The organism is Leptolyngbya sp. FACHB-36 (assembly GCF_014695955.1).
Taxonomy (GTDB): domain Bacteria; phylum Cyanobacteriota; class Cyanobacteriia; order Leptolyngbyales; family Leptolyngbyaceae; genus FACHB-36.
The window spans coordinates 1-1,597 of record NZ_JACJPG010000322.1; the positions used below are offsets into that span (position 1 = coordinate 1).

Sequence of the window (1,597 nt, forward strand, 5' to 3'; positions counted from 1 at the left end):
CCCCAGCAATTCAAACCAGCGGCTATCACGAAGTCATCACTTGCTTTTGGATGCAGGCTAAACATCAGCTTCTTCAAAACGCTGGATAAAAATCGGCTTGTCTAACGGACGTATTGAGACGGATTGAAATGTCTACTTGAGCGCTACAGCAACTCCTGTATTGTATTCACTGACTACAGCCGCGATCGGCTTTTCTCTTCGCAGCCCACATCGGTTAGATAAAACCGGATTTGCAGTCACTGCCGTAGTTGTGAGACGAAAAATGATACGGTTGATCACGGTAAGCCAGGGGATCTCGTTACTGAATTATGAGCCTGTTTCAACGATTGCTTTTCGTGACGTTCCTTGTGCTGGCGATGCTGATGCCACTTCCAGCCCATGCTGCTAGTTCCGCGGCAGTGCGTGCGATCGACGATGTAAACGTATCGTCGAAGGATTATGCGGGGCAGAACCTGGTTAGATCAGAATTTGCCAGCGTCAAACTCAATGATGCTAACTTCAGCAATGCTGATTTACGTGGAGCTGTCTTTAACGGCTCTTCGCTAACAAACGCCAACTTTCATGGAGCTAACGTTGGTGATGGCATTGCTTACCTCAGCGATTTCTCAGGTGCCGATCTCAGCGATGCCATTTTTACCTCGGCAATGCTGCTGCGGTCTACGTTCAGAGGAGCGACTGTCACAGGTGCGGATTTCAGCGATGCGGTGCTTGATCGCCAACAAGTCGTGCAGTTGTGTAAATCCGCGAGCGGCGTCAATCCGGTGACGGGTGTGGATACTCGCGAATCGCTGGGCTGTCGATAATGCGAAAATCCCTCTGCCAGCAAAGAGTGGCAGAGGGATAGACAATGATGCAAGTTAACCTGCACACCAAACGCTAAGCATCGGGTAGGACGCTGCTGGAATACGCGTCCAGATTGCTGTAAGCAGGTACGCGGGTGTCATAGTCGATCGCAGTTCCCGTAATAGATTCAGATAGTGTTTCAAACGACTTGGAGCGCCAGTTCCGCTCGTGAATTGGCTTAGACTGTTCACCACGGAAATATGCCTGCGTTCCCAGCAGTGCAACCGCAACCCAGCCAACCACAAACAGCGCAATCAGAATAGTCATAAACACCTCAGTAAAGCTTTATTTCTTCTGTAAATTAATGTAACAAAATCTTGCGATTTTCGCCAATATTGCTATTGGTTGTGAAAGCCGATCCCATTAAGGGCGGTTGTGGCGATCGTTACTTCATTGCCTGTACGAGCAGTACAGATTTAACAGGTCGCTGCACTCGGTTGCCTGACTGGTCCATTTTGCCGTACCTTATTTTGCCGTTGTAGTACAGCGAAGCCGAACTACCACCATCGAGGTTCATTGCCTTTGTCGCGCCCAGCGTTCTCAGAAATGCCGCTAGTTCTGCAAGAGATAAGCCCGACGCAGGTGATGTTTGTGCCACCATCGCCCAAATGAGACTATCTTGCGTCAGGGCGATCGCCGTGCGAGCGTTGGGTTGGCGGCTGCCGAGCGGGTCGCGACTCGGCTTGCCGTTGAATACTGCCAAAAATCCTTCGGCTTCCAGTGTCATCTCCGGCAGAAGTTGAGGACCTCCACC

General features: G+C 50.6%; 3 protein-coding genes. 1 reads left to right on the forward strand and 2 read right to left on the reverse strand.

Annotation, left to right across the window (positions count from 1 at the left end):
- Positions 1-308: 308 nt before the first annotated feature.
- Complete coding sequence (locus H6F43_RS08920; protein WP_190342439.1) at positions 309-803, forward strand: pentapeptide repeat-containing protein; 495 nt, start codon at positions 309-311, stop codon at positions 801-803.
- Positions 804-876: 73 nt separating this feature from the next.
- On the opposite strand, the gene H6F43_RS08925 is transcribed toward H6F43_RS08920, so the two are convergent.
- Positions 877-1,110, reverse strand: coding sequence for a hypothetical protein (locus tag H6F43_RS08925; protein WP_190342440.1), 234 nt, complete (start codon positions 1,108-1,110; stop codon positions 877-879).
- A 118-nt stretch (positions 1,111-1,228) separates the two neighbouring features.
- The coding region (locus H6F43_RS08930; RefSeq protein WP_190342441.1) for a phosphodiester glycosidase family protein at positions 1,229-1,597 on the reverse strand (369 nt) is incomplete at its 5' end.

Coding starts and splice junctions, on each gene's coding strand:
- H6F43_RS08920 (WP_190342439.1), top strand. CDS start 309: ATGAGCCTGTTTCAACGATTGCTTTTCGTGACGTTCCTTGTGCTGGCG.
- H6F43_RS08925 (WP_190342440.1), bottom strand. CDS start 1,110: ATGACTATTCTGATTGCGCTGTTTGTGGTTGGCTGGGTTGCGGTTGCA.